The organism is Kitasatospora sp. NPDC087861 (assembly GCF_044742585.1).
Classification (GTDB): domain Bacteria; phylum Actinomycetota; class Actinomycetes; order Streptomycetales; family Streptomycetaceae; genus Kitasatospora.
This window is the reverse complement of sequence record NZ_JBIUUS010000015.1, coordinates 151,212-177,500: the sequence shown is the minus strand read 5'-3', so window position 1 is coordinate 177,500 and position 26,289 is coordinate 151,212. Positions and strand designations below refer to the sequence as shown.

The following is a 26,289-nucleotide window of genomic DNA, read 5'->3' as shown; positions in this document are numbered from 1 at the left end:
CCTGGAGAGCAGGGAGTGTGAGATGACTGCGAGGGCTGACACGACTGCGGATCCGGCCCCGGCCACCGACCTGGACGACCTGCCGGTGATCGACGATCCGCTGGCCGTCGGCGCCTGCGAGGCACGTGAGTTGTCCAGGGTGCTGCTGCTGCGTCTGCGGGAGTCGGAGCAGGGCAGCGCGCGTTACTCCTACGTGCGTGGCACGCTCATCGAACTGAACGTGTCACTGGTCAAGTTCGCGGCTCGTCGGTTCCGGGGCAGCCACGAGTCGATGGACGACATCGTGCAGGCCGGGGTGGTGGGCCTGATCAAGGCCATCGACCGCTTCGACCCCGAGCGGGGTGTGGAGTTTTCCAGCTTCGCCCTGCCGACCATCGTCGGTGAGATCCGGCGGTTCTTCCGCGACACCACCTGGAGCGTCCACGTGCCACGCCGACTTCAGGAGGCACGGATCGCGGTCGTCAAGGGATCCGACGAACTGGAGCAGCAACTGGGCCGGGTACCCAGCCTGGCGGAACTGGCCGACCACGTCGTACTGACACAGTGCGAGGTGCTCGAGGCCAAGGTCGCTTCCCGGGCACGGACCACGATGTCGCTGGACGCGCCGATCGAGGACGGCGGCGCGGACACCGCTCTGGAGGGCCGGCTGGGTTGCTACGACCCGGCGCTCGCCATGGTGGAGGACATGCAGTCACTCAAGCCGCTGATCGCCGCACTGCCGGAGCGCGAGCGGCGGCTGCTTTCCCTGCGGTTCTGCGAGGGCCTCACCCAGGCTCAGATCGGGCACCGACTCGGGGTCTCGCAGATGCACGTGTCCCGCCTGCTGGCCCACTGCCTCGATGAGCTGAGGGCCGGCCTCACCGGCGAGGGCGACCGGGACGGACAGCCACGAACGGGATCGATCCGTCCCGCCCGCTGACTCACCTCACCCGCAGTACCGACCGTCCTGGTCGCACTACCGGCGGACCCTGGCCCACCGACTGCGCCAACTGGCCGATTCGGGCTGAACGCGGCAGCCTCGCGGCCCACCTGGTCCGCGAGCACCGAACCGGAGCGGGCAGAGGTGCCCCACCGCGTGCTTGCGGCTGACCGCCCACGTGGGTCGAGCGGGTCGCGGCGGGGCGATCCGGGTCGGCGGGGCGGTGCGCCGAGCGGGACGGGTGCGAAGAACGTCGTGCTGCCCGAGGCGGTGCTTGCCGAGGTGGAGGCGGTGGCCCGCGACGCCGCCGGTTACCGCACCAAACTGCCCGACCGCTGCGGCTACCAGCAGTGGCAGGCCCGAGGTGGCCCTCGCGTTGCCGTTCGGCTTCGGGCACCGGACCTCCCCTGTCTCCGACGGACGTTCGGCGGCGGGAGCACGTTTCGACCCGCCGATTCCGGGCAGCGGCTCGGCATCGAAGAACGAGGGAGGACCTGATGTCAACTGGGACCCTCATCGCGGTCATTGTCCCCGTCGCAGTCGTGCTGATCCTGGCCGCCGCGGTGCTGTGGTACCTGAGCCGCCGTCGCCGGCTGCGGCAACAGTTCGGCCCGGAGTACGACAGGGCCGTCCGCCGTTCCGGCAACCGGCTGTCCGCCGAGCGGGAGCTGCGGGAGCGTGAGCAGCGCCACGAACAGCTGAGGATCAAGCCGCTGCCGCCGGACACCAGACAGCAGTACGCCGAGGACTGGACGCGTGTCCAGCAGGAGTTCGTCGACCGGCCCGGCGAGGCGGTGCAGCACGCCGATCGGCTGGTCACCCTGCTGATGCACGACCGCGGCTACCCCACCGAGGACTACGAACAACGGCTCCGCGATCTTTCCGTCGAACACGGGCAGACCCTGGAGCACTATCGCGTCGCCCACGCGATCAACGCCGAGGCTCGACGGGACAACGCCACCACCGAGGAACTCCGGGGCGCGATGGTGCACTACCGCGCGCTGTTCTCGGAGCTCCTCGACGGCAACGAGCCGCGGGGGCGGGGCGCGGCGACCGAAGGAGGATGACAGGGATGTCGCAGATGCACTACGACGACAAAGGACGGATGACCACAGAGGACATCGCCGCCGCCAAGGAGAAGGGACAGGAGAAGACCGGGTCGGCGGAGCAGGCCGGCGCGACGTTCGGCACGGACGAACAGGAGCGCGGGGAGCAGCGGGCCGTCTTCCCGGGCGAGGCCACCGGCCGTCCGTCCGGCGAGGGCCCGGAGGACGTTCCCGCCTCGGGCGGCCCGCAGCCGCAGCAGGGCACTGGGCGGACGGACGAGGGCGCCGGCTCGACGAACGCGGGCACTGGCACCGGGACGAGCGACAAGAGCGGCCACGACGGCCGGGCTGACGAGGACGGGAACCCGGACCGGGAGGACGACGGCCGGGATGATCGTGAACCACTGCTGCCCGCGGCGGAGGCCCAGGAGCTGCGGGTGCGCTGGCAGCAGGTGCAGACGGACTTCGTCGACGACCCCCGGGCGGCCGTCCACACTGCGGACGCCCTCGTTGCCGACCTCATGCAGCGGCTGGCCGAGTCCTTCGCGGACCGCAGGCGCAACCTCGAGAGCCAGTGGAACCGGGGCGACACGGTCGAGACGGAGGAACTGCGGGTCGCGCTGCAGCAGTACCGCACCTTCTTCAACCGCCTGCTGCAGAGCTGAGCGGCCGGCGGGCGCCGGACCTCGACATAGCCGCACACCGGGATCGGTTCATGCGGCAGGGAAGCAGGAAGATGTCCCAACTCGCTTTCTGCGCAGCCAACTTCCTGATCCTCGGCGTCACCGCACACCCCGCGGCGGACTGGGTGGTCCAACTCGGTCGCAACCTCGCCATGGACCCGGAAGGCTCAGGGCGGAGCGCTGAACCGGGGACGCGGGCCCGGCCGGCTCACCGGCCGGGCCCGCGCTTACGTCATCAACCGTGCGTGACGCACTTGTTGGTGCTGTTCGACCAGAGGCCCTGGACGTCGAAGGTGCCGGTGCTCAGGGTGAGGTAGGCGTCGAGCTGGACGCAGGCGTCGCCGATCTCGCCGCCGCCGCCGTTCCAGCCGATGCTGGGCCAGAAGTCGGTGACGGTCTCTGCGTACTCGTGGGTCTCGGTGGACTCGATGCCGGAGAGCAGTCGCCCGTCGGTGAGGGTGGTGCAGGCACCCGCGCCGCTGTCCGGGATGTACGGCAGGTTGGTGTAGGCGAGGGTGCCGTACGAGGAGCTGGTCTTGTCGTGCCAGGCGCAGAATCCGCTGTTGGGGAACCCGTCCGGGTGGGTGCCGGCGGGGGAGACGATCACGTACTGGGCGTTGAGGTTGGGCGCCTGGGTGGTGTTGCCGAAGTGCGCGGCGGCCTTGGCGGCCTCGGCCGCGAGCTGGGCGGCGGTGGCGCTGCCCGGAGCGGCGGCGGCGTTGTCGAACCATGCGCCGGCCAGCGGGGAGGTGGCCGGGTGGCTGACGTGGATGCCGTTGGTGCCGCAGGCGGTGGTGCCCTTCGGGACGCCCTCGCAGTACTGGTTGAGGATGGTGCCCCAGGTGTCCTTGCTGCCGTAGAGGCCCTTGAACATGTTCTGCATGTCGGGGGCCACCCCGGCGGGGTCGGAGGACCACTGGGAGCCCCAGAAGACCAGGTAGACCTTCGGGGTGGGCGAGACGACGCCCTGGCTGGCGCTGGAGCCGACCGAGAGGGTGTTGGTGCTCCGGGCGGCGGGCTGCAGCTGACCCGCGTGCGTCAGCGGCTTGACGCCGCGGTGGGTGGTTCCGTGCGCCTCGGCGCCGGTGGTGAGCGAGGTGGTGGCGAGGGCCGCCAGGGCCAGGGTGGCGGTGGCGTGGGCGATCGCCCTGATGGGGGACACGCGCATCTGGTTCCTCCCGAACGAGGGTGTGGGGGGCGGGAATCACCCCAGCATCCGGGAGCGGTGGACGTCCATGCGTCGGACAGCGCGGAGGTGAAGATTTTGCGGTGTCTATGCCAAAAAGCAGCATTGGCCGCCGAGTTGACGCGGCGTCCCGGACCGACCCGGCACAGATGCGCGGGCCGCTGTCGCACTCCGTGCGACATCATGCCGACCGCCGGCCCCGGTGTGCTGCTCGGTGGTCGCGGTGAGCTCCGCGCGGGGGGGGGGGGGGGGGGGGGGGGGCCCCCCCCCCCCCCCCGGCAGGGTGTCAGGAGGTGGTGAGGGCGGTGTCGTCGATGACGAAGCTGGTCTGGAGGGAGGAGTCCTCGGTGCCGGTGAACTTGACGGTCACGCTCTGGCCGGCGAAGGCGCTGAGGTCGTAGCTGTGCAGGGTGTAGCCGGCGGCGGCGTTGACGTTGCTGAAGGTGGCCAGGGTGGTGGTGCCGGCCTGGACGGTGAGCGTGTCGTAGGCGGTCGACCCGGATTCGGCGGTGTCGATGTGCAGGTAGAAGCTGAGGGTGGCCTTGCAGCCGGTGGGGACGGTCACCGTCTGGGCGAGGGTGTCGGTGTGGCTGGAGCCGTAGCCGTCGAGCCAGGCCTTCCAGCTGCCGCCGTGGGCGGGCTCGCCGGTGGAGTTGTCGATGACGCCGGAGCTCGCCGTCCAGGGGGTGGCGCTGCCGGTCTCGAAGCCGGGGTTGCCGAGCAGCTGGGCGGCGGTGCAGCCGCCGCCGGTGCCGGTGACGGTCCAGCCGAAGGTGGTGGTGCCGCCGGCGCCGGTGCCGTCGGTGGCGGTCACGGTGGTGGTGGAGTTGCCGGCGGTGGTCGCGGTGCCGGTGATCAGGCCGGTGGTGGTGTTGATGGACAGTCCGGTGGGCAGGCCGCTGGCGCCGTAGGTGAGGGTCTGGCCGGGGGCCGAGTCGGTGGCGTGGATCTGCAGGCTGACCGAGGAGCCCTGCGCCGTGGACTGGCTGCCCGGGTTGGTGACGGTGACGGTGTTGCCGCCGGTGCTGCCGGAGGTGAAGGCGGCGGTGCCGTTGGGGGTGCCGAGGCCGGTCGGGCCGTCGTAGCCGGTGGCGGCGGTGCACAGGTAGGAGGGTGAGCAGCTGCCGTTGGCGCCGCTGGTCACGTCGTACAGCGAGCCGGTGTGCGCGTACGGGTAGGAGGCCGGGGTGGTGCCGGCGGCGGGGGTGCCGGCGAGCGCGTACACGGCGGCGATGATGGGGGAGGAGGCGCTGGTGCCGCCGTAGACGTTCCAGCCGGAGCCGCCGTAGGTCTGGTAGACGGCGACGCCGGTGGCCGGGTCGGCGACGGCGGAGACGTCGGCGACGGTGCGCTTGGCGCAGCCGGTGTCCTGCTGCCAGCTCGGCTTGGGGTCGTAGGCGGAGCAGCCGGAGCCGGCGCCGTTGCCGCCCGCGCTGCTGCCCCACACCGACTCGTTCCAACCACGGGTGTTGGAGGCGTGGTTGAGGCTGGTGCCGCCGACCGCGGTGACGTACTGGGAGGCGGCCGGGTACTCGACGCCGTAGCCGGAGTCGCCGGAGGAGACGGTGATGGCGACGCCGGGGTGGTTGAAGTAGCTGGCGTCGGAGCTCGGGTCGGTGGAGTCCTCACCGCCGCCGTAGCTGTTGGACACGTACTTGGCGCCGAGCGAGACGGCGGTGTTGACGGCGGCGCCCAGGTTGGACATGTTGGCGTCGTCGGACTCGACGAGCAGGATGTGGCAGTTGGGGCAGACCGCGCTGACCATGTCGACGTCCAGCGAGATCTCGCCGGCCCAGCCGCTGTCGGCGGTCGGGTAGCTGGTGCCGCCGCGCTGGTCGACCTTCTTGAAGCAGCCGTTGGCCGTGGTGCAGGCGGGCAGCCCGTACTGGGAGCGGTAGGCGGCCAGGTCGGACTCGGCGTTGGGGTCGTCCTGGGCGTCGACGATGGCGACGGTGGCGCCGGCGCCGGCCGAGGCGGGGAGGTTGTAGGCGGAGGCCAGGTCGCTCGGCCCGTAGCCGGAGGGGGTGATGTCCGGTGCCAGGGTGGGTTGTTGGGGGAGGTCGGTGCGGGCGAGAGCCAGGCAGGCCATCTGGCCGGGGTGGCTCGGGGCCGCGCACAGGCGCTTGGTGCTGACGGTGGAGTGCGGCGCGGCGGCGGTGGCCGCGGTGGCCGTCGGGGCGGTGGTCGCGAGCAGCCCGGTGGCGGCCATGGCCAGGGCGGGCAGGGTGGCGAGCAGCCTGCGCGCCCGGGGCGGGCGCGGGCTGCTGGGGGAGTGGAAGCGCAAGAGTCGACCCTCCGTGGGGGTGAGGGCGCGGCCGGTGCCGGCAACTGGGGTGCTCGCCGGGACGGGCTCGGGCCCGTGCTGACGGATCGCGGCATGTGCTGGCCGGCCCCGGCTGGTGGCCGTGGGCCGGCTTGGTGCTTGCGCTGTACGGAAGGCGGGGAAGCGGGAGCATCCCCCCATCACACCTGGAGTGGCAGGGCCATGACATGAGACCGCGCGTCAAAGGCCGCACCGCGGACGGCGACTGCCGTCGGGGTGTGGCCTTCGACGTTACTGACGGGTCGTCGGCGCCCTCAAGGCGTCGTTCGCAGCCTTTACCTGGCGTTGCCCATCAATTGTCCAGTGGATGAGGCGAGTTCACCGCCGCCTGTCGACCGCGCGCACCCGCCGGCCGGTGGAGACCCGGGGCGTTCGGCCTTCGGCCGGGGCTGCCTGGCAGGGGGCAGGGGGGCGGGGGAGGCGCCGCCAGGCCTCGGGGCCGAGCGCGAGTTCGCCGTCGTCGAGCAGGGCCGCGTCCAGCGGCGCCCGGAGGCGGTCCCGGTCCAGGTCCGCGCCGATGAAGAGGGGCTCGTGGCGGCGCTCGCCGTCGGGAATCGGCAATGATTCCCATGGCGAGGGCAAGCCGACTCGGTGGTGGCCGGGCGCAGGACGAGGGCGCGGACGGAGCGTACGGCGCGCGGTCGCTCTCCGTGCTTCGGCCGAGACCGGGCGGCGTGACGGCGGGCGACCAGGTCGCGGTGCCGACGCGGCACGGTGTCGGGTCGTACCGGCAACCGCGTCCGACGCAGCACCTGGGTCGGCGGACCTCGCGGCAGTGCGGCCGGTCATCATGCCGGGGAGCTTGTCGGCTCTGCCGGAGCGCCGACCCGAGCGACGAGGTCGGCACTTGTGCACCCTCACACGGTTCCTCCCACCAGAGCGGACGAGACCCTCGGCAAGGGCGGGCCTCCTCACGGCCGGGCCGGCGGGGCTGCGCGGCCCGGCCGCACCCTGAACGGATCCCCGTCGGGCGGATGAAAACCGTGCGGAGATCCGTTGACGACGAACAGGCGGCATCGCGTGTCGGTCACCGACGGGGTGAGACATGGAGGTGTCCGTGAGAGAGGCCCTACGGGAGGCGCTCCGCCATGGCAGTCGAACTGAACCACACCATCGTCCACGCCCGGGACAAGCGGGAGTCCGCCGAATTCCTGGCCGCCATCCTTGGCCTTGAGGCCGGCCCCGACTGGGGACCATTCGTCCCCGTCTCCACCGGCAACGGGGTCACGCTGGACTTCGCGACCAGCGACCCCGATTCGATCAGCGCGCAGCACTACGCCTTCCTGATCTCCGAGGAGGAGTTCGACGCCGCGTTCGGGCGAATCCAACAGCGCGGGCTCAGCTTCTGGGCCGACCCCCACCGCGAGCGCCCCGGCGAGATCAACCACAACGACGGCGGCCGCGGCGTGTACTTCCTGGATCCGGTCGGCCACGTCATGGAGCTCATCACCCGCCCCTACAGCTGACCCGGCACCGTCCGGGGCGCGGAGCGGCGCACCGATGAGGTCGGGCGGTCCCGAAAGCGTGACGGCCTTGTGGCGTCGATCCGGAAGTCCTCGTCGACCCAGCTGCGCGGAGTCTGTGTGAGGGTGTCGCCGCTGGTGGTGCGCCGGTCAGGCTTCCGGCGCTCTGGTCGAAGCCCACGCGCCCGGCCCAGGGGCCCTGTCGGCCGTTGAGCGAGGCAGTGGCGTGGATGATGCCGGGGCGGGCGTGTGCGGCTTTCTCGGGAGCCGCACGCCAGGACCTGTTCGGGTGGTGGTTTCCAGCCGGCCTGGACCCGCCACGGCAGGTCGGCGCCGGTGGCCTGGGCCTTCTTTCGCAGCGCCACGCCGGGAAAGCCGTGGTCGGCCGGCAGCAGCATCCCCGGCCGCCGGGGTCCCGGGACAGTCGGTCACTGCGCTGCCCTTCGGATGATCCCATTGACCGCACCGACGCGCTGTTCACCGAGCCCCCATGCCGTGGCCGATGGGCCGCCGGAGTGATGTGCGGCAACATGGGCGGCAATGTGGTCGCGAATGGTTTGCGGAGCCATGTCCTACACCGCATGATCGGCCATGTTCAGTCTTTCGATCCCGAGCAGCCGGTGCGGTGTCCCTTGCGTCCACTCCCGGCCGGTCGCACGGGCGCCCGGGAGCCACGGTCCACGCCAGGGAGAGACGGCATGTCGCAACGCTTCGGCAGGACCCGCTGGAAGCGCTTCGCCGTCATCCTGCTGCCGTGTCTCGCGGCCACCGCGGTCCTCGCCGCCGGCGTGGCCGAGAACGCGCTCGCCGCGTCGTTCCTCATCTCCGGGGAGGAGTTCAAGCTCTCCGCCGACGAGGTCCATGGTGACGGCTTCAGCCTGTACGGCACGGTGGACGTCACCCGCGAGCACGTCCAGGTGCCGGTCGCGGTGACGGGGTTCGAGTCCGCCACGATCCACGGGCTCTGCCAGTCCGCCGTCTTCCCGATTCCGGTGCTCGGCCCCTTCACGCTGCGGCTCACCGGTGGCCGGCGACCGGCCACCGTGAAGGGATTCTTCATCGACGCGAAGCACCTGGCGGCCGGCGAGGCGAGCAGCCAACGCCTCGACATCGGGGTCGCCGCCGGATCGCTCACTACTGGCGAAGTCAGCCGGGGCGACCGGGACTCGCGCTTCTTCAACCCCAACAGCCCAGCACAGCAGGCAAGTTCAATCAACCTGACGGACGTGCGGATTACCGCGGTCGCGGTGGCGGCCGGCAGCTTCGACGTTCCGGGACTGGACGTGTCGCTGGTGCGAGGCCGGGCCGAGTGCTTCTGACCCGCTGACCCGATATCCCGATGGCCCGATGGCCCGATGGCCCGCCTCAGTCCCAAGGAAAGACAACGCAGGGAGTTGCCACGTGTGGAACGGAACCACGGCCCCGCGGTCCGGGCCGCGCGAGGCGATCGCCGCGGCCCGGTGGGAGTTCCGGGTCTGGCGCGGCACCCGCCCGTTCTGGGCCGGCTTGCTGACGCTCGGCGCCGGCCTGCCGATCCTCTATTTCCCCTTCCCCTACACCCACCTCAGCTTGGGCGGTGTCGGCCTGGCGCTCTCCACCGCCGCGGGCGCGGGCTCACTCCTCATCGGGAGCCTGCTGATCACGGTGGGTGTCACGCTCTGGCTCCAGCCGCAGGTGCGGATCTTCGCCGGGGTCGCGGCGATCCTGCTCTCACTGGTCTCCGTGCCGCTCGCCAACTTCGGCGGCTTCTTCCTGGGCCTGCTGCCCGGCCTCATCGGCGGCTCGCTGGCCTGCGCCTGGGCTCCGCCAGGAGACTGACTGCCACCCATCCCCAAGGCGCTCCCGCTGCTGTCGGCCGGCGCCTGGGTGATCCTGCTCTCCTCCAGCGCGGCCCTGCGCGGCGTCCCGGGCCTGGGCGTCTACGCCGCCACCAAGGCCGCGATCCGCAGCCTCGCCCGCACCTGAGCCGCCGAACTCACCGGCCGCGGCATCCGCGTCAACGCCCTCACCCCCGGCCCGGCCAGACTTCGGACACCGCCCCACCATGGCGCATGTGCCTGACACCGACGGCGATCAGCGGTACTTGTCGTGGCCGTAGCCGCCGTAGCCGCCGTAGCCGCCGTAGCCGCCGTAGCCGCGGTCGCCGAGGACGACGTCCGGGCGACGCCGAGGTCGCCCGCGCCTGCCCCGCACGGGCGGTCGCCTCCAGCAGTGGGATCGGCTGGGTGACGTCATCGCGGTTGCCGCCGGTCGAGGTGGCGGCGAGAGGAACACCCGCGGCGTCGGTGATCAAGTGGACCAGGCCCGATGAGCGCCCATGAGCGCCGATGGGCTAGAACGGGCGCTTGTGTGCGAAGCGAACACTGGCGAACCGTCAGCACACTGCGGCGTCGCTCCCGTCGGCTAGATCCAACTAACTTTCACTTCAGGATAGTTGAGGAACGGCGAGGCCGAGTCCTTGAGGTCTCGGCTGTCGACACCACGCGAACCGCTGCAGGTGAAAGGGGGTAGGGCGACCCCGACTGAACCTCGGCGGGGTCGGTGTAGGCACGCATGCGCACGATCTGGCCGTCTCGGACGGTGAAGACGTCGGCGGCGGTGATGCCGAGCGGGCTGCCGTCGGTGAGGACGCCGTGCCGCCCGGTGCGAACTGCTGGGCGAACCACTGTGGTTGAGCGCCCCGCCCGGCCTGGACTTGTCACGACAGTGGCCTCCACCAGGACGACTGCCTGGTGGAGGCCACTGTCGAGAGTGCTTTCGAGCGCTACCCGCTCACCTGCCGTCGGGACCGGTCAGGCGCGGCGTCGGCTGAGCCGCATGGCCGCGGCGCCCGCGGCGAGGAACGCGGCCGAGAGGCCGACCAGGACGGGTGTCTTCGGAGCGCCTGTCTGGGCCAGCTCGCCGTGGTGGTGTCCGCCGTGGTGCTCCTCGTCCGCACCGTGGTGGCCGGGCGTCACCTCATGCCCGCCGTGGTGCTCCTCGTCCGCACCGTGGTGGCCGGGCGTCACCTCGTGCCCGCCGTGGTGCTCCTCGTCCGCACCGTGGTGGCCGGGCGTCACCTCGTGCCCGCCGTGGTGGGTCGGCTTGTGTGGCGGCCGTGCTGCCGCCTCCTCCGCGACGAGCTTGATCTTGTTCAGGTTTTGCGCGGAGTTGGTCGAGTTGCTGGTGGCGCTGTTGTTGGCGCTGTTGTTGAGGTTGTTGGCCACGGTGTTCTGCACGATGACAGCCACGTCGACGTGCTGGTCCTGGCCCTGGTTCTGCGCGCCGTGCTGGCCTTGGCCCTTCTCCTGGCCCCCGTGCTGCCCGTGCTCGCCGTGCTCGCCGTGCTGCCCGTGCTCGCCGTGCTCGCCGTGTTCGCCGTGCTGCCCGTGCTCGCCGTGCTCGCCGTGTTCGCCGTGCTGCCCGTGCTCGCCGTGCTGCCCGTGCTCGCCGTGTTCGCCGTGTTCGCCGTGTTCGCCGTGCTCGCCGTGCTCGCAGTGTTCGCCGTGCTGCCCGTGTTCGCCGTGCTGCCCGTGCTGCCCGTGCTCGCCGTGCTCCCCGTGTCCGCCGGGGAGGCCGGGCAGGCCGGGCAGGCAGATGCACTCGCCGGGGCCGTAGCCGCCGATGTGGCCGTGGTTCTCGTGCCCGGCCCCGCCGAAGTTCTCGCTGCCACGGTTCCCCAGGGGCCCGGGAAGCGTCGACGGCGCCTGCTCCGCCGGCCGCTGCCGCTCGGCACCCTGCTCGCCGGGCTGCACCGCGTCACCCGGCTGCGCGGAGCCCGGTTCCTGGCCGTCGTCCGGGGCCGCCTCGGGCTCCGTGTCACCGTCGGCCCGGTGGGCGGGGCGGATGGTCTGTGCCGACCGGAGATCGCTGAGGCTGGTGAAGGTCCAGGCGTTCTCCGCCGGGGTGCTGCTCCCTTCGGCCAGGTGCAGAAGGCTGTCGACCCATTCGCCCTGGGCCTCCGTCGAGTCGGAGGCCGCGCTGTAGTCGGTGACGGACGAGGCGAAGGCCGTGCCGCCGGCGCCCCACACGAGGGCCGCCGATGTCAGTCCAGACAGGACCAGAGTGGTGATTCGAGTTCGCATGACGCTCCTGGATGATCCGCAAAACGGATCTTCTGAATACGCCCCTCTACCACCCGGCCGTGGCGCGCGTCGCCGCGGATTAACCACTTCGGCCCAGTGAATTACGGTGCCCGGGGGAACGCCGCCCGCACGCTCCGCGCTGCCCCTGCGCCGTCGCGCCCGCGACGGAACCGGGACCGTGCCGTCGGCGCCGGATGAACTTCTCCGCACGACGGATCCCCCGAAAGTCACGCGGATGCCGGTGCCGATCGCCTGACCGGTCGAACCCGGCCAAGGGTTTCCTGAACCCCCGTCCCCGCGTCCCGACGGCCTTCCGTGACGATCCGCCGACCGTCGGCGACATGCAGGGGTGACGAATCGTGGCGAGCATCCGTTTCATGAGGATCTCAATTCCGGCAGCCGTCCTTGCCGGCTGCACCACCGCCCTGCTCCTCCAGCCCACGGCCACCGCTGTGGACGGCTCGGGTGCCCCTGCCCCTGCCCCTGCCCCGGCACCGCGTACCTCCGCCGGAGGTGGCTCGGTCACCTCGGTCGCCCTCACCGCCGGCGGTGCCGTCGCGCCCCGGGCCACCCGACCGTTCGAACTGCTCGGCGTCGGCTGGGACGGACCGCCGGCGGCGATGGCCGGCGGTACCGTCCGGGTCCGCACCCGGGACGCGGCCACCGGCCGCTGGGGCGACTGGCACCAGCTGGAAACCGATGCCGCGGACAGCCCCGACGCCGCGCCGCACGGTGCCACCGCTCCGCTGTGGACCGGCCGCAGCGACGGCGTCGCGGTCGAGGTGCACCCCGGTCCGGCCGGCCTGCCGCGCGGACTGCGGGTCGAACTGGTCGACCCCGGCCAGGGAGCCGTCTCCACCGAGGCCCAGACACTGCCCGAACGCCCGGCCGGACCCGACGCCGCGGCGGCTCCGCGCCCCGGCGTCGTCACCCGGGCAGGCTGGGGTGCGGACGAGTCGATCCGTGAACCGGGCTTCGTCTACACCGGCGCGGTCCGGGTGGCCTTCGTCCACCACACGGCGACCGCCACCGACTACGCCTGCAGCGACGCCCCCCGGGTGATCAGGTCGGTCTACCAGTACCACGTTCAGAGCAACGGCTGGCGGGACATCGGCTACAACTTCCTGGTCGACCGCTGCGGCACCATCTACGAGGGTCGCGCCGGCGGCGTTGACCAGCCCGTCCTTGGCGCCCACACACTCGGCTTCAACACCAACTCCTCCGGCATCGCAGCCATTGGCACTTACAGCTCGGACGCCCCGCCTCAGGAGCTGCAGGACGGCCTTGCGAAGATCTCCGCGTGGAAGCTCGGCCTCACCGGCCGGTCGGCCGGCGGCAAGGCCCAGCTCACCTCCGGCTCCGACGGCAGCCTCTACCCGAAGGGCACGGTCGTCGATTTCAACGCCGTCTCCGGCCACCGCGACGGCTTCGCCACCGAATGCCCCGGTGACGCCCTCTACTCCGAGCTCCCCGCCATCCGCAGCACGGCGGTCCGTCTTCAGGGGGCGTGAGCCGCAGTTCCGCCGGCATCAGGCCGTCTCCTCGCCAGGAGTTCCGCCCCCCACCCCCGACCGGCCCGGACCGGAGGCCGTGGGGGGCTGGACGGATCCGGGGGCGATGCGCGTCACGTGAGCACCACGGGTGCGGAGCGGGCCGACGGTACCCGCTCCACCAGGAGAAACACCGTGTCATCGCCCAGACCGTCCCCCGCGAAGGCGAGCAGGTCCGAACGCAGCAATTCGGCACGCTCCTGCACACCACCCATCCGCCATCCAGCGGTCACGGCGAGCCACGCCAAGCGCTCCTCCAGCGGGTAGCACGCACCCCCGGGCCCCCGGGCCTCGGCGACACCGTCGGAGCACAGCACCAGGGTCTGCCCCGCGGCGAACAGCTCCTGGCGCAAGAGCGGTGCGTCCGCGGCGAGTTCGGCCAGACCCACCGGCGGACGCGCCCCGTACGCCGCCGTCCGCACGCCGTCGTCGGACGCGACCAGCGGCACCAGCGCATGTCCGCACGACAACAGCACCACCTCCGCCGCCCCGGAGAACTCGGCGAACACCGCCGTCATGAACACACCGGCCGCCACGGAGCGGGAGACGCACGCCTCCGCCCTCGCCGCCATCCCTTCCAAGGACGGCTCGTACTGCGAGGCCTCCCGGATCTCCCCGAGCACTCGGGCAGTCACCTGCATCACCGTGGGCCGTCCTCCAGCGTGCACATCCCCCATCACCACCCGGGCCCCGAACGGGGTCTCCATCACCTCGTACAGAACCCCCCGGTCCCGCCCGGCTCCGGCCGCCGATGCGTACCGCACCGCGATCGCCAGGTCCCCCATCCGGCCAGGCGGCTCAAGCACCCCCCGACGCTCCAGCGCCCGGTCCCGCGTCATCCGCAACCGCGCGACGTAGCTGAGGAACGCGGCGATCGCCATGGAGCTGACCGCGATACTCGCGATCAAGCACGCGTGGCCGGCGGTGAAGTCCCGGCGCGGCTCGATCGCCGGCTGCGCGGCGATCGACGCCATCCGCAGCGCAATCCCCGCCCACGGTACGGCCCACAGTGCCGAAGACGCCACAACGGACGCGATGATCGGCGTGGTCGCAGAAAGCGATGATCTGCTCAGCAGATCCGTTCCTGCACACACCACGAGTGCCGACACCGTCAGCACCAGGCCACGTGGGGAGGAAACCGGAGTCGACATAGCGCGACCCTAGGGGAAATCCCTTCCGAAGCGGATCCAACACAACCGCCGACCGCGCAACTGCGGATCCGATCGCCCCGGTGGCGCACGGACGATGCCCGGGCCGCCTTCCGGAGGCGGCCCGGAAGGCGGCCCGGGGCCGGGACCCGCCGGGCCCGGCCCCGGACAGTTCAGCGCTGGGGCGCTGGATGATCAGGGCCCGCACGCGGTCGGCGGCGGCGAGGTCCTCGGCCGGGATGCCGGCGCACGGGCGGGCGGCGATGGCAGCGGTCTCGGCAGTGGTGCGATCGTACGCACAACTCGCGCCCAGTGTCGGTGAGTTCGAGCCGCTGTGGCACCTCCGAGGAGTAGTTGGCCGCCGAGGCTCTGCCGGGCGGTCCAACCGGTGAAACGGCTCACGCGCCCGACGTGGCGCGGCATCGTCGCATCACTGCGCTGACAGTCGCGGTGTGCGGGGCGGCTCCGTGCGCCGGTTGCCGGTGGCCTCGAAGGCCGCGGCGAGGGCCAGCAGGGCGTTGTCGTCGTAGGCGCGCCCCGCGAAGGTCAGCCCGACGGGCATGCCGGTGTCCGTCATGGTGCCCATGGGCACGGTCACGGTCGGGATGCCGAGGTGACGGGGCACCAGGTTGCCGTTCGCGACCCAGACGCCGTTGCGCCAGCCGAGGTCGGCGGAGGCCTCGGACACGTCCATGTCCGCGGGGCCCACGTCGGCGACCGTGGGGAACACCACCGCGTCCAGGCGCAGTTCGTCCATCCACAGCTCCAGGTCGACCCGGCGGGTCTCCTCGAGCCCGCGCAGCCCCTGTTCGAGGTGCGGCATGTCGGTGAACGAGGCGTACGGGCGCTCGCGCACGAAACGCGGGTAGTCGGTGATCGTGTCGTCGAAACCGGCGTACCGGTCCGGGAGTTCACCCTCCTGCTTGGGCCAGATACGGGCGCCGTCGACCTCGGCGAGGGTGGCGAGCGCGGGGTCGCCGTTGGCCCGCAGGAAGTCGTCCCACGCCCAGGCGGACAGGTCCTCGATCTCGACCTTGAGGAAGTCGGCGCCGACCAGGCCGCGGGTGGTCAGCGAGGGAGTGCCGGGGCGGTCGGACTCGTAGTTCGACACGACGGGGAAGTCGACCTCGACCACCTCGGCGCCGGCGGCCTCCAGGTCGCGGCGGGCCGCTTCCCACCGGGCGATCACCGAGGGGCGGGTCTCGATCCGCTGGCCGGTCTGGCCGCCGATGCCGCCGTCGGGGTTGGTCCCGGAGCCGGGGTCGGCGTTGATGTACATCCTGGGGACGCCGACGCGCTTGCCGGCGAGCGTGGCGCGCGCCGCTGCCGCGTTCGTGGGGGCCAGCGACGGGTACGAGGTGGGGCGCACCTGCGACGGTGCGGGGAGTGCGATCCAGGGCTGGGAGCGCCACAGGTCGCCGCGGGCGTCCGGGTCGTCGGCCACGATGACGTCGAGCAGTTCGAGGAGGTCGGCCATGGTGCGGGTGTGAGGGACGACGACGTCCATGGTCGGGACGAGCGGCCAGTTGCCGCGCACCGAGATCACGCCGCGGCTGGGGGTGTAGGCGCACAGCGCGTTGTTGGAGGCGGGTGCCCGGCCCGAGGACCAGGTCTCCTCGCCGAGGCCGAACGCGCCGAACGAGGCCGCCGTGGCGGTGCCCGAGCCGTTGGACGAGCCGGAGCCGTAGGCGCTGGTGAGCCAGTCGGCGCTGTACGGGCTTTCGGCGCGGCCGTAGACGCCGCGCTGCATGCCGCCGTTCGCCATCGGGGGCATGTTGGTCAGGCCGATGAGCACGGCCCCGGTGGCGCGCAGCCGCTCGATGGCGAAGGCGTCGCGCTGGGCGACGAGGTGTTCGAAGGCGGGCGAGCCGGCGGCGGCGGTCAGCCCCTTGGCGAGGTAGCTGTCCTTGGCGGTGTAGGGGATGCCGTCGAGGGGGCCGAGTGTCTCGCCGCGCGCGCGGCGTGCGTCGGAGGCCTCAGCGTCGGCGCGGGCGTCCGGGTTCATCACGACCATCGCGTTGAGGGCCGTGGCGGTGCTGGGCCGGTCGTACGCGTCGATCCGCGCGAGGTAGGCGTCGAGTAGCTCGACCGCGGTGGTCTCGCCCTTCTCCAGCGCCGCGCGCAGGGCAGCGATACCGGTCTCCACAACGTCGAATCCGCGCGTCATGCGGGTGCCTCCTGAGTGGTTGGGTCGGACAGACGAACCGCTGGGCGTCGGGCTGATCGCGCACGCGTGGCCGTCACTCCCGCAGTCGCACTGACTAGATTTTCAGTCTAGACTATGGATCTAGCTCCCAGGAATCGAGATGAGGCCATGTCGACGCCAGAGACCGGGCCCGCGCGGCTGAAGCGCCTCCTCCCAGCGGAAGGCTCGATCGGGCCCGCGACGGGCGCCGAGCCGCGGACCACCCCCCTGCCCGCTCCTGCCTCGGCCGGAAGGAAGCGTCAGCCCAGCGGCGACGAGGCGCGTGGACGGGCGATGCGGGCCGCCATCAGCGCCATCGCCGAGAAGGGCGTCGCAGCCGTGCGGATGTCGGACATCGCCGCGCGGGCGGGCATGAGCACCGGGCACATCCTGTACCACTTCGGAAAGAAGGACCGCCTGCTGCTCGAGGTCCTCGCATGGAGCGAAGCGGACCTCGGGACCCGGTTCCAGCAGGCCGCGGAGGAGGCCGCGTCCCCTGCCGAGAAGCTGGCACTGTTCGTCCGTTTCTACCTGCCCGGCCACCCGGGCGACGAACGCTACGCGCTGTGGACGCAGGTGCTGGCCCGGCGCCACGACGACGCCGACCGCCAACTCCTCACCGCGCTGTCCGAGGCCTGGGAGGAGCGCCTGGAATCCATCCTGCTCGAGGGGCAAGCCCTGGGACAGTTCGCCGATGTGGACCCGTCCGCGTTCGTCATCAGGGCTGTGGCCATGCTCAACGGGCTCTCCGGAGACGTGATGTTCGGGCGGCCGCGTTGGCAGCACGCCTCCGCGCACACGTTCGCCCTGACCGCTCTCGAACGCGAACTGCGGCCGACCGGCCAGGCATGACGACGCGCCCCGATGCCGTTCGCCGGCACCGGCCACGTGTTCCGCCTCAACCGCACCCGGGTGGACGCCTACGGCGGACCACGCGGTAGGACCGGTGGCGAGCTCGGTGGCGAGGCGGACGGTCGGGCCGGGGCTGGCTGAATTGCCAGTCAGCGTGCCAGCGTGAAGCGAAGCCCCGGCAAGGGGCGTCGGGGTGGCGCCGGGGCGGCGCTCGACGTCAGGGTGCGCAGGCCGGGCCGGTGGCGGCACTCCGTCAGATGACGGCAGGCGCGAGCTCGTCGCCGATCGGACGGTCCTGGTCCGCGGTCCTCATCCGCAGGTGCGGTCGGCGGACCAGGAGGTAGCCGAGGCCGGCCAGGGTCACGGTGCCGACGCCCAGCAACGCTGCCCAGATCTGGTACCAGGGGGCACCGGCCGGCGACAGGATGCTGCGGGGCCAGCAGATGTTGACCACCTCGAGCCCTGTCCACAGCAACGCCAGCGCGTTGAGCGGCGTCCCGAGACGGCCGTAGCGGACCGCGCCGGAGGGCGTCCAGCTGCGGCGCAGCCGGGCGACCAAGGCGACCGCGCAGAGCAGGAAGAACGGGACGAAGGTCGCCGCGCTCCCGAAGGTGATCAGGCTGCCCATGGCCGAGGTGCTCAGTCCGAGCGGCAGTGCCGCGCAGCTGACCACGGTCGCCGCGACCAGGCCGCCGATCGGGGCCTTTGTGCCGGTTGACCTTGCGCACCTGCCGGGAGAAGGGGAAGACGTCGTCGCGGGCGAGCGAGTAGAGCCCGCGCGCCGCGCCGCCCTGGGAGGCCATCAGGCAGGCCGTGAACGCCAGTGCACTCCGGTCCGCACCCGGTGCAGAATCCCGTCGATCACCTGCCGGTGGTCCCGCCACCGGCCACAACGCCTGTTGCTGACCGGCAGGAACGGCCGAAGCCGTTCCCACTCGGCATCCGTGAGATCTCCCCGCCCCATGTCCGATCCAACGACCAAGGCGGGCGATAGTCACATGATCGACCGGACAAGTCCTAACCGCTGCCGTCTCGGACCAGACGGTCCAGGAACTCGACCAGTCGCGTTTCCGAACGAAGAAGCCGTTCCCGTTGCTCCTGGGGAAGAGAAGCGAGCGCGTCGACCAGCACTCGCTTCCGAGGGATGTGCACCATGTTGCCGGAGTAGATCCTGCAGCCGGAACACCAGGAGAATCCGATGCAGCGCTCGAACATGGAGGACTCGGGCGGGTGGAAACGGTACTGGTACGAGCGGACCGGCGTTCCACAGCCGGCACACTTTCGCCGATCGCCGTCGGACACCGCCTCCCAGCCCCCGACCTTCCGCCAATGCTGCCGTCCGGCCGGTGCTCTTCAAGTCGTCATGCCGAGCATCATCTCTCACAGCGGGTCGTCCGGCGGACTCTTCGGAGCAAGATCCCAGTCAACACAGACCGTCACTGACTCGTGATCCCTTCACGGAATCCGTGCCTGAACCATTTCACCCCGGTAAAAACACCCGGCGGATCTCGGTGACCTGCGCGCCCAGTTCGACCCGGGTACCGGGGGAGCCCATGACGGGGGTGTCGAGGAGGTATTCGGGGAGGCGCCCCGTGCCACCGTCGAAGGTGAAGCTCGCCGCTCCGAACGTGCCCCACATGATGCAGAAGGCCCCGACGGCGGCGACCTCCTCGGCCGACGCGAGGAACTGGCTGCCGCACAACGGCTCCACCAGGTAGTCCAGGAGTTCGCGGTCGAGTCGGCGGAGCGCGTACTCCCCGGCGTTCTCCCGGTCCAGCTCCGCAGCTCGGGACAGGTCCTCCCAGCGCAGTCGGCGGCGGGCCGCGGCGAGGTCGCGCAGCAGGTTGACGGCCCTGAGCTTGGCGCGCCACCCGAGCAGTCCGGTCCGCAGCAGGCCCGAGCTCCGGACCAGGGACAGGCGGTGGACGCGACCGTCGCGCAACACACCCAGCTCGTCCGAGCAGGGCAGCATCCGCCCGGTGAGCCCGGCGTCCTCCAAGAGTTTGATCATCGGGGCGTAGTTGTGTGAGAGCCAACTCGCGCCACGGTCGACACGGTAGAGAGAGCCTCCGGCTCGCACCTCGCGGGTGGACATTCGCCCCCCGACGTGGTTCTCCCTTTCGAGCAGACTGTGACGCTTGCGATGACCGGCAATCTGGAGGGTGGCCCGTCCCGTGCGCGACCGTTCGCGACCCCGGCGCCCCATGATGCGAGCCAACTCTCATCATCAGGGTCGACTTGCTATTCTTGATCCATGCACACTGGCGAACCGACGACACCGCAGGCCACGGCGGGCCGCGTGAACCAGAAGCTGCGCACGCGCAGGGCGATCGTGCAGGCGGCAGTCGAACTGATGCGCACTGGCCGCGATGTGACGATGCTTGGGATCGCCAAGTCGGCTCTGGTGTCCGAGGCCACGGCCTACCGGCACTTCCCCGACCTGGCGAGCCTGCTCCAGGAGGCCTTGGCCGGGCAGATGCCCACCCCGGCCGAGGCGCTCGCGTCGGTCGCGGACTCCCGTGACCCGGTGGAACGCGTCGCCGTCGCGACCGAGCACCTGCTGCGGACGGTGCTGACCTACCAGGGAGCGACCCGCGCGATGATCGCGGCCACGATCACCCGCCCCGAGGCGGCCGAAGCTCGGCCGGCCATGCGCTTCGGCCTGATCGACCACGCGCTCGCCCCGCTTGACGGCACTCTCGGGGCCACGGACCCGGCCGCGGTGAGGCAGCTCAAGAACGACCTCGCCGTCGTCGTCAGCGCCGAGGCCCTGTTCGCGCTGACCGACCTGTCGCGGCTGGACCCGGAGGAGGCGATCGCCAGCGTCGTGCACACCGCGACCACCCTCACCCGGGCCGCGCTGGACAGCGCCGCACCTGCGAACGGCCGCCGCGCCGCACGGCGCTGACGACGGATCATGCCTGCGCGCCTCCGCGCATCCTGGGCGCGCTGCTGAAGGCGGTCGAGGGATCGGTCGGGACGCGTGTGGCGACCCGTGTGGCGGTGGCGGTGGCGGTGGCGGTGGCGGCGGCGGCGCGGCGTGTGATGATCGCCAGGCCCATCGCCGCGATCACCAGTCCGCCTGCGGCCAGGACCCACCATCCCGGGTGGCTGGCGGCGGCGATTCCGGCATGGTCCGGAGCACGGGTGTGCGCGGCGACGATCGATCCGAGGACTGCGACGCCGAGGTTGTTGCCGACCTGGCGGCCGGTGGTGGTGATCGCGGCGGACACCCCGGCCTGGGCGCGCGGCATGCCGGCCACGGCGGTGCTGGTGATCGGGGTGTTGACGAGGCCGAAGCCGGTGCCCAGCAGCACGTAGGCGGCGAGCAGGACCGCCCAGGGCGTGGTCGGGGCGAGCGTGGTCAGCATCAGCGCCGCGGCGGCGATCAGCAGGCCGGCGGCGACCAGCGGGGGGCGCGGGCCGCGCGCGGCGGTCAGGCGCCCTGACAGCGGTGAGGCGAGCGCGATGCCGGCGGCCATGGGCACGGTCAGCAGGCCGGCGTGCAGCGCGCTGAAGCCGCGCACCTCCTGGAGGTACAGGGTGTTGAGGAAGAGGAAGCCGGACAGGACGAGGAACGCGGTGACGGCGATGACGAAGGAGCCGGTGAACGGGACCGAGCGGAAGAACACCGGGTCGACCAGCGGCTGCTCGCGGCGGCGTTCGTAGCCGGGCAGCGCTGCGACCGCGACCGCGGACAGGGCGAACAGGCCGATGATGGGGGTGCTGCCGTAGCCCCGGCGTGAGCCTTCGATGATCGCGAAGATCAGCGAGGTCAGGATGGTGACGACGAGCAGCTGGCCGACCGGGTCCGGCCGTCGTGTGGTGGCGGCCTTGGATTCGGGCACGAACACCGCGGCGAGCACCAGGGCGGCCACACCGATCGGGATGTTGATCCAGAAGATCGATCGCCACCCGGTCGAGGCGACCAGCAGGCCGCCGACCACCGGGCCGGCGGCCAGGGACAGACCGACCGTGGTTCCCCAGAGCCCGATCGCGCGGGTACGCTCGCGCGGATCGGGGAAGGCGTGGGTGATGATCGACAGGGCAACCGGGTTGAGCATGCTGGCGCCCAGGCCCTGGACGACACGGAAGGCGATCAGCCACCCCAGGGTCGGGGCAAGGGAGCAGGCCAGCGAGCCGGCGGTGAACAGGGCCAGTCCGGCCTGGAACACCCGGCGCCGGCCGATCCGGTCGGCGGTGGATCCGGCGAGCATCATGAAGGCGGCGACCGCCAGGGTGTAGCCGTCGACGGTCCACTGCAGGCCGCTGACCGAGGCGTGCAGATCGTGGCCGACGGCAGGCAGGGCGACGTTCACGGCGGTGGTGTCCAAGGCGGTGATCAGCAGGCTCAGGCAGCACACCGCCAGAACCAGCTGCCCCCGCCGGCGCCCGCCGTCGGTCAGGGGATGAGGTGTTGTCATGTCCGTCCTCCTCGGTGAGTGGCGGGGCGGTCCTGATACCTGGCGCGCCCGCCGGTCCGCGAAGGGTGCGGCACGGCGGGCGCGGTTTCGTGCTGGTGGCCGTTACCGGCCGTCGGGATTGACCTTGGTGTCGACGAAGTCGCCGATCGCCTCGAAGACCGCTGCGGGCTGCTCGATGTGCGGGAAGTGCCCGGCCTCGGGGACGGCGCGGAAGGTGGCGTGGGGGAAGGAGTCGGCCAGGGCGCGCTCGTACTCCAGCGGGGCGATGCCGTCCTGCTCACCTGCGATCACCAGCACCGGGACGGTGACCCGGTGCAGGCGCCCGCGCAGCTTCGGGTCGCAGCAGAACGGGTCGCCCGCGTACACGGCCAGAGTGCGCTGGTTGGCGGCCAGCACGGCCAGCTGCTCCGGGCCGAGCATGGCCGGGTCCGGGCGCAGCTGCGGGTTGTGGAAGGCCAGTTCGCCGGTCCTGACCGGGCCGAGCTCGGCGGGGTTGGCCAGCTGCAGCGGCGGCTCGGGGGCGATACCGGTGGAGGCGAGCAGGGTCAGACAGGAGATCCGGGCGGCGTTGTCGCGCAGCGCCATCTCGGCGGCGATCCAGCCGCCGACCGAGCTTCCGGCCACCATGATGCCGCGCAGGTCGAGCGCGTCGAGCAGGTCGAGGTAGGCGGTGGCCAGGTCAGCGACGGTGTCGGTGGATTCCGGGCGGGGCGTGCCGTCGAAACCGGGGTGGGTCGGCACGACCACGTAGGCGTGCTGCGACATGTCGGTGGCGAACCCGGCCATCGAGCGCGGTCCGGCGCCGCCGTGCAGCACGAGCACGCCGGTGCCCTCGGTGTTCTGACCGAACTCCTGGATGGTGACGGCGAGGCCGCCCGGAAGGTCGATGGTGCGGGTTGTGCTGGTGGAAGTGGAGATGGTCATGGTGATGGGTTCCCTCGGGTACTCGGGTACGGAGCGGATCGTGGCGTGGCTGTGAATCCCGCGTCGGCGGGCCGTGTTGTGCGGGCCGGATCCTGGAGGTGGGTGTCGTACGCGGTGGCGTCGGTGTAGACCTCGTAGCGGTAGAAGCGTCGGGCGACATCGCGCGCCTCGTAGGCGGTGAAGGTGAGGCAGCCGGGTTCGCGGCGGTCCTGGACGCTTCCCGTCCGGGCCTGGGCCAGCTCGGCCTCCCTCGCCCTGTGCGGTCCCGCCCCGCCGTGTAGGAGCAGGAACGGCTGCCCGGACCCGTAGTCGGCGACGGGCACCTCGACCGGGCCGATTCCGTCGAGGGTGACGGTGTACTGCGTGGTGGTGCCCACGGCTTTCTCCGTGATCATTGCTGGTCCCGGATGCCGGACGGCAGGCGTGGACGTGACGCGGCGGGTTGGAGGTGACGCGGCGGGTTGGAGGTGCGCGCGCCTCAGGAGAAGTCGGTGGCCGGTTCGGTGGCGTACCGGCCCATCACCTCGATCGTCGACTCGGGGGTGAGCGGCCGGCCGTCGGCGATCATGTCGCGCAGATCCCGGAAGTAGTTGACGTACAGGTCCGGGGTGAACGTGTTGAGCAGGACCGTGATGCCGTCGGTCGGATTGGCGAAGGTGTGCGGGGCGCCGGGCGGGATCATGACCAGCGTTCCGGCCGGCGCGTCGTACACGGTTTCGCCGACGGTGAACCGGGCCGCGCCGGACACCACGTAGAAGCCCTCGTCGTGCCGGGCGTGCCGGTGCTGCGGCGGCCCGTCGGTGTGCGGGGCGAGAGTGATCTCCCCGACGCCCAGGCGGTGCCCGGTCGTGCTGCCGTCCTCCAGGATCCGCATCCGGGTCGGGCCGAGCTGGATCGACTCACCGGCGTCCGGGCCGACTACTGAGACGTCTGCCATCTGAACCTCCAAGGAAGGGAGACTGCAATCTTTATGAGGGTTGACTCTCATGAATGTAGGCGACCCTCTCGCTTTATGCAAGTGGGCTCTCGCGAAGAGGGCTGACTTTCCTTGACCGCTTCGGAGTGGGGGCGTGAGCCGCAGGCGGGAGACCGCGGCCTGCATCCTTCCTTGCCTCAACTCCTGTGCCACATTTGGGTGTTGCCTCGGAATCCCGCGTGCCGAACTGCACGGCCCCGGAGGGTGGCGGGAAGCGGGACGAGCCGATTCGCCCGGGGAGTGGGCGGCGGCAAAGGGGCTATGGCAGGGCGCCGGTCTGGCGTAGCAGGCTCACGCCGTCGGCGACGGCCCAGTGCTCGAACGGCTGTCCGTCCCGGTAGTAGGCCAGGTCCATCACCCTGAACTCGACCCGATTGCCCGACGGCGGGATCCCGAACCATGCGCCGGTGTGCCTGCCGCGGAACAGCTTGTGGGTGGCCACGAGATCTCCGTCCCGGAGGCAGTGCAGGACCTCGACCCGCAGCTCGGAGAAGGCCTCGTGCAGGGCCGCCGTGGTCGCGCGCACCCCCTCTCGGTCGTCGCCGTCAGGCACTGATTCTGTACAGGTCGGCCTGCCCGTCCGAGGCGGTCAGACCGCCGTCCACGGGTATGTGCACTCCGTTGAGATACCCGGCGTCGCGACCGGCGAGGAACGCGATGACGGCGGCGACCTCGGCAGGCTCGGCCGGCCGGCCCATGGGCACGCGCTCCACGAAGCGCTTGTACAGCGAGGTTCCCTCGGCGAGCGCATCGCGCAGGACCTGCTTGCTGAGCGTTACGCCGGGGTGGACGGCATTGACCCGGATCTGGTGGCCGTGGTCCAGTGCCATCGAGTTGGTCAGGTTGACCAGTGCGCCCTTGGTCATGTTGTAGGCGGCCTGGTTCCATTCACCGCGGAGTGCGGCCACGGACCCGACGTTGACGATGCATCCATGCGCCGCCCGCAGGTGGGGCAGAGCGGCGCGCGAGGCGAAGAAGACGCCATCGATGTTGGTACTCACCATGGTCCGGTAGCTGTCCACATCCAGCTGGTCGACGGTGCCCGGAATCGCGACCCCCGCGTTGTTGACCAGCACGTCCAGGCGTCCGAACCGCTCGGCCACCCCGTCCATGGCCGCAGCGACGGCAGCCAGGTCCGAGACGTCCGCAACCCAGGGATGCATCTCCACACCCGTCGGGCTCTCCTGGGCGGTCCGCTGCAGGGTCGCCTCCGTGCGGCCCACGAGCACCACGGTGTACCCGTCGGCGGCGAACCGGGCCGCTGTCGCGGCTCCGATGCCGGTACCGGCACCCGTGATGACGGCCACGGGGGTGGAATTCTGTTGGCTCATGAGATTCTCCTCTTGCGTGTGCACCGGGGTCGGAGCGAGGGGTTGCCCCTGCCACTTGAGCCTAGGAAAATCAGCGCAGCGCAGGCTTGAACCACAGCGCCATCCCGGCAGAACATCTGCGCCAGAGGGCGCGGACAGCGCCGGAGCGACGAAGGCGGAGGACGACCGTCGATGAACAACGCCGGAGCGGAAGCCGACGGGTCAGGCAGGGCCACCTCCGGGGAATCCGCACACGCGGATCCCGCGCCACGGGGATTCGACACCTTCCGAAGCGGCTGGGAGAAGGAGATCGGCGACGGCTTCCCGCTGCCGACCTTCAGCCCGGCGACGATGCGTGACTTCCGGGTCAAGAGCCGCGCCACCAAGGTGGGCGAGGTGGCCATCACCGATCTCCACGGCGCGTCCGCCATCCGGACCGAGGGCCCCCTCAACGGCGTCGAGGACCAGGTACGGCTGTACGTCGTGAAACGCGGCTCCTGGACGCTGGGCGCCCCGCTGGCCCGCAGCGAACAGACCGTACCGGCCGGGCAGTTCCTCATCCGCCACATCGGACGACCGCTGCACTTCGAGACGGCGCCGGACACGACGGCGAAAGTAGTCGTCCTGCCCGCCGCCCTGCTCAAACCACTGCTCGGGGAACGGCAGAGCGTCAGCGGGCCGGCGGACTCCGCCGAGGTGCGCCTGTTGGTGGCCCACTCGAACATGATCTACGCAACGGTCGCCGACCTCGGGCCGGCGGGAGTGCAAGCGGCCCACCGCACGCTCATCGAACTGGCGAAGGCGGTGGCGAGGCGCCGGGTCGACGACGCGGAACCCCAGCTGGCTCCCGCGCTCGCACAGGCCGCGAAGGACCTGGTGGACAGCCACCTTGCCGACCCCGAGCTCTCCGGGACGATGCTGGCCCGTGAACTCAACGTCTCCGTCCGCAACCTGCAGCGGGCGTTCGCCGCAGTGGGAGAGTCGGTGACCGCTTACATCCGCCAGCGGCGGCTGGAGGAAGCCCGACTCGCTCTCACCGCACCTTCTGGTCGGTTGAGCGTCTCGGAACTCGCCGCCCACTGGCAGTTCGCGGACAGCAGCCACTTCATCCGAGCCTTCAAGAAGCACTACGGCCGGACGCCCACCGAGTACGCCCGCTCGACCATGCCGACGGGGAACTGAGCTGCGCACCGCACCGACGCACGAGCAGCCTGCGGACATGCTCCCCGGCGGGCC

At 71.4% G+C, this 26,289-nt stretch carries 23 protein-coding genes and 4 pseudogenes; 11 read left to right on the top strand and 16 right to left on the bottom strand.

Features of this window, described 5'->3' with window-relative positions; all coding sequences use genetic code 11:
• The first annotated feature begins 22 nt into the window (after positions 1-22).
• The 3 genes from ACIOJE_RS22130 (at position 23) to ACIOJE_RS22120 (ending at position 2,630) form a co-directional block, all read left to right on the top strand.
• Positions 23-919, top strand: a complete 897-nt coding sequence (locus tag ACIOJE_RS22130; RefSeq protein WP_280679153.1) for a SigB/SigF/SigG family RNA polymerase sigma factor — start codon at positions 23-25, stop codon at positions 917-919.
• A gap of 497 nt (positions 920-1,416) precedes the next feature.
• Positions 1,417-1,986, top strand: a complete 570-nt coding sequence (locus tag ACIOJE_RS22125) for a hypothetical protein (protein WP_400778101.1) — start codon at positions 1,417-1,419, stop codon at positions 1,984-1,986.
• A gap of 5 nt (positions 1,987-1,991) precedes the next feature.
• On the top strand, positions 1,992-2,630 hold the full coding sequence (locus ACIOJE_RS22120; RefSeq protein ID WP_400778098.1) for a hypothetical protein: 639 nt from the start codon (positions 1,992-1,994) through the stop codon (positions 2,628-2,630).
• Between the two features lie 253 nt (positions 2,631-2,883).
• Here ACIOJE_RS22120 and ACIOJE_RS22115 read toward each other — a convergent pair whose 3' ends face one another.
• The 3 genes from ACIOJE_RS22115 to ACIOJE_RS22105 all read right to left on the bottom strand — a co-directional run bounded on the left by ACIOJE_RS22115 (position 2,884) and on the right by ACIOJE_RS22105 (position 6,718).
• A complete protein-coding gene (locus ACIOJE_RS22115) occupies positions 2,884-3,816 on the bottom strand; it encodes a hypothetical protein (RefSeq protein WP_400778095.1) in 933 nt (310 codons plus the stop codon).
• Between the two features lie 304 nt (positions 3,817-4,120).
• Positions 4,121-6,043 carry a putative Ig domain-containing protein gene (locus tag ACIOJE_RS22110; RefSeq protein WP_280679304.1) on the bottom strand — a complete coding sequence of 641 codons (1,923 nt, stop codon included), beginning with the start codon at positions 6,041-6,043 and terminating at the stop codon, positions 4,121-4,123.
• Positions 6,044-6,475: 432 nt separating this feature from the next.
• The gene (locus tag ACIOJE_RS22105; protein WP_400778092.1) at positions 6,476-6,718 is read right to left on the bottom strand and encodes a hypothetical protein; all 243 of its coding nucleotides are present in this window, start codon (positions 6,716-6,718) and stop codon (positions 6,476-6,478) included.
• A 527-nt stretch (positions 6,719-7,245) separates the two neighbouring features.
• Between ACIOJE_RS22105 and ACIOJE_RS22100 the strand changes: the two genes are divergently transcribed.
• From ACIOJE_RS22100 to ACIOJE_RS22085, 4 genes and pseudogenes are all read left to right on the top strand, one after another.
• Complete coding sequence (locus ACIOJE_RS22100; RefSeq protein WP_280679142.1) at positions 7,246-7,623, top strand: VOC family protein; 378 nt, start codon at positions 7,246-7,248, stop codon at positions 7,621-7,623.
• A 578-nt stretch (positions 7,624-8,201) separates the two neighbouring features.
• A complete protein-coding gene (locus ACIOJE_RS22095; protein WP_400778089.1) occupies positions 8,202-8,939 on the top strand; it encodes a DUF6230 family protein in 738 nt (245 codons plus the stop codon).
• A 127-nt stretch (positions 8,940-9,066) separates the two neighbouring features.
• Positions 9,067-9,426, top strand: a pseudogene (locus tag ACIOJE_RS22090) (DUF6114 domain-containing protein); the annotation flags it as partial.
• A gap of 21 nt (positions 9,427-9,447) precedes the next feature.
• Positions 9,448-9,582 (top strand): annotated as a pseudogene (locus ACIOJE_RS22085) (SDR family oxidoreductase); the annotation flags it as partial.
• Positions 9,583-9,750: 168 nt separating this feature from the next.
• On the opposite strand, the pseudogene ACIOJE_RS22080 reads toward ACIOJE_RS22085, so the two are convergent.
• Positions 9,751-9,937, bottom strand: a pseudogene (locus ACIOJE_RS22080) (IS5/IS1182 family transposase); the annotation flags it as partial.
• A gap of 475 nt (positions 9,938-10,412) precedes the next feature.
• Positions 10,413-11,684 carry a hypothetical protein gene (locus ACIOJE_RS22075; protein WP_400778086.1) on the bottom strand — a complete coding sequence of 424 codons (1,272 nt, stop codon included), beginning with the start codon at positions 11,682-11,684 and terminating at the stop codon, positions 10,413-10,415.
• A gap of 377 nt (positions 11,685-12,061) precedes the next feature.
• On the opposite strand from ACIOJE_RS22075, the gene ACIOJE_RS22070 reads away from it, so the two are divergent.
• Positions 12,062-13,195, top strand: coding sequence for a peptidoglycan recognition protein (locus ACIOJE_RS22070; protein WP_400778083.1), 1,134 nt, complete (start codon positions 12,062-12,064; stop codon positions 13,193-13,195).
• Between the two features lie 113 nt (positions 13,196-13,308).
• Here ACIOJE_RS22070 and ACIOJE_RS22065 read toward each other — a convergent pair whose 3' ends face one another.
• Together ACIOJE_RS22065 and ACIOJE_RS22060 are read right to left on the bottom strand one after the other, a co-directional pair.
• Positions 13,309-14,385 carry a PP2C family protein-serine/threonine phosphatase gene (locus ACIOJE_RS22065; RefSeq protein ID WP_400778081.1) on the bottom strand — a complete coding sequence of 359 codons (1,077 nt, stop codon included), beginning with the start codon at positions 14,383-14,385 and terminating at the stop codon, positions 13,309-13,311.
• 427 nt (positions 14,386-14,812) lie between these two features.
• Positions 14,813-16,549, bottom strand: a complete 1,737-nt coding sequence (locus ACIOJE_RS22060; protein ID WP_400778078.1) for an amidase — start codon at positions 16,547-16,549, stop codon at positions 14,813-14,815.
• A 312-nt stretch (positions 16,550-16,861) separates the two neighbouring features.
• Here ACIOJE_RS22060 and ACIOJE_RS22055 point away from each other — a divergent pair, with 312 nt between their 5' ends.
• Positions 16,862-17,419, top strand: coding sequence for a TetR/AcrR family transcriptional regulator (locus ACIOJE_RS22055; protein WP_400778076.1), 558 nt, complete (start codon positions 16,862-16,864; stop codon positions 17,417-17,419).
• Positions 17,420-17,672: 253 nt separating this feature from the next.
• On the opposite strand, the gene ACIOJE_RS22050 is transcribed toward ACIOJE_RS22055, so the two are convergent.
• The 3 genes and pseudogenes from ACIOJE_RS22050 to ACIOJE_RS22040 all read right to left on the bottom strand — a co-directional run bounded on the left by ACIOJE_RS22050 (position 17,673) and on the right by ACIOJE_RS22040 (position 19,625).
• Positions 17,673-18,092, bottom strand: coding sequence for a hypothetical protein (locus ACIOJE_RS22050; protein ID WP_400778074.1), 420 nt, complete (start codon positions 18,090-18,092; stop codon positions 17,673-17,675).
• Positions 18,093-18,227: 135 nt separating this feature from the next.
• Positions 18,228-18,383 (bottom strand): annotated as a pseudogene (locus ACIOJE_RS22045) (transposase); the annotation flags it as partial.
• Positions 18,384-18,899: 516 nt separating this feature from the next.
• A complete protein-coding gene (locus tag ACIOJE_RS22040) occupies positions 18,900-19,625 on the bottom strand; it encodes an FAD-dependent oxidoreductase (RefSeq protein WP_400778072.1) in 726 nt (241 codons plus the stop codon).
• Between the two features lie 48 nt (positions 19,626-19,673).
• Between ACIOJE_RS22040 and ACIOJE_RS22035 the strand changes: the two genes are divergently transcribed.
• Positions 19,674-20,327: a TetR/AcrR family transcriptional regulator gene (locus tag ACIOJE_RS22035; RefSeq protein ID WP_400778069.1), complete on the top strand. Its 654-nt coding sequence runs from the start codon at positions 19,674-19,676 to the stop codon at positions 20,325-20,327.
• A 7-nt stretch (positions 20,328-20,334) separates the two neighbouring features.
• Here ACIOJE_RS22035 and ACIOJE_RS22030 read toward each other — a convergent pair whose 3' ends face one another.
• The 6 genes from ACIOJE_RS22030 to ACIOJE_RS22005 all read right to left on the bottom strand — a co-directional run bounded on the left by ACIOJE_RS22030 (position 20,335) and on the right by ACIOJE_RS22005 (position 25,050).
• On the bottom strand, positions 20,335-21,843 hold the full coding sequence (locus tag ACIOJE_RS22030; RefSeq protein WP_400778066.1) for an MFS transporter: 1,509 nt from the start codon (positions 21,841-21,843) through the stop codon (positions 20,335-20,337).
• Positions 21,844-21,945: 102 nt separating this feature from the next.
• On the bottom strand, positions 21,946-22,767 hold the full coding sequence (locus ACIOJE_RS22025; protein WP_400778063.1) for an alpha/beta fold hydrolase: 822 nt from the start codon (positions 22,765-22,767) through the stop codon (positions 21,946-21,948).
• Positions 22,764-23,144: a putative quinol monooxygenase gene (locus tag ACIOJE_RS22020; protein ID WP_400778060.1), complete on the bottom strand. Its 381-nt coding sequence runs from the start codon at positions 23,142-23,144 to the stop codon at positions 22,764-22,766. Before ACIOJE_RS22020 ends, ACIOJE_RS22025 begins: the two co-directional genes overlap by 4 nt.
• A gap of 101 nt (positions 23,145-23,245) precedes the next feature.
• A complete protein-coding gene (locus tag ACIOJE_RS22015; RefSeq protein ID WP_280679117.1) occupies positions 23,246-23,704 on the bottom strand; it encodes a cupin domain-containing protein in 459 nt (152 codons plus the stop codon).
• 298 nt (positions 23,705-24,002) lie between these two features.
• Positions 24,003-24,296 carry an ester cyclase gene (locus ACIOJE_RS22010; RefSeq protein WP_280679115.1) on the bottom strand — a complete coding sequence of 98 codons (294 nt, stop codon included), beginning with the start codon at positions 24,294-24,296 and terminating at the stop codon, positions 24,003-24,005.
• The gene (locus tag ACIOJE_RS22005; protein WP_280679113.1) at positions 24,289-25,050 is read right to left on the bottom strand and encodes an SDR family oxidoreductase; all 762 of its coding nucleotides are present in this window, start codon (positions 25,048-25,050) and stop codon (positions 24,289-24,291) included. Before ACIOJE_RS22005 ends, ACIOJE_RS22010 begins: the two co-directional genes overlap by 8 nt.
• Before the next feature lie 195 nt (positions 25,051-25,245).
• Between ACIOJE_RS22005 and ACIOJE_RS22000 the strand changes: the two genes are divergently transcribed.
• Positions 25,246-26,235, top strand: a complete 990-nt coding sequence (locus ACIOJE_RS22000) for a helix-turn-helix domain-containing protein (RefSeq protein WP_400778057.1) — start codon at positions 25,246-25,248, stop codon at positions 26,233-26,235.
• The last annotated feature ends 54 nt before the right edge of the window (positions 26,236-26,289 follow it).